Source organism: Halomonas sp. 111, assembly GCF_052379685.1.
GTDB lineage: Bacteria > Pseudomonadota > Gammaproteobacteria > Pseudomonadales > Halomonadaceae > Vreelandella > Vreelandella citrativorans.
The window spans coordinates 1-742 of sequence record NZ_JBQSYV010000057.1; the positions used below are offsets into that span (position 1 = coordinate 1).

The window sequence follows — 742 nt, forward strand, 5'->3', positions numbered from 1 at the left end:
GGCGCTATAGGGCATCACCAACACGCGCAGGTTGAGCCGTGAGAGTAGTTCGACCACGTCCATGACCAGTTTGGCTTCAAAGTGCGTGGTGAACGCATCCTGAACCACAATCACACTATTGGCGCGCTGCTGGTCGGTGAGCAGAGCAAGCGAGGTGGGCGTGGCTTCCGCCACGCCCCAAGCACGCAGCTGCTTTTTCACGCTGGCGCGGGAGAGCAATGGCGAGTCGCTCATGCCCACGCTACGGCGCATCAGCGTTTCCACCCAGCGCTGGCCCATCACGGCGTTATACAGTGGCGCTGCCTTGGCAAGCGTGGGCAGCATGACCTCTGTGCTGCCTATTACGTAGTCGCGCAGGGGGCGTAAATAGCGTCCGTGATACACCTCCAAGAACTGCGAACGGAACTGCGGCACGTTGACCTTGATGGGGCATTGCCCCGCGCAGGACTTGCACGCCAGGCAGCCGGCCATGGCGTCGTAGACCTGATGAGAGTAGTCATGATGCTGCCGGCGGCTGAACGTATTCGCCAGGCGTTTCGGGAAGTGTTTAACAAAGCCCCATCGGCCTTCCGCCTTTTTCTTGCGCGACTCCTCGACCACGTCAATGCCCGCCTGGGACTGCAGGCGCAGCCATTCACGCATCAGGCTGGCGCGCCCCTTGGGCGAGTGAATACGGTTGCGGGTCGCCTTCCACGACGGGCACATGGGGTCGTCCACGTCATAGTTGTAGCAGGCGCCGTTA

General features: G+C 61.5%; 1 pseudogene. It reads right to left on the reverse strand.

The features are described from left to right. Positions 1-742: pseudogene (locus ACT3T7_RS18405) on the reverse strand (FAD-binding oxidoreductase); the annotation flags it as partial.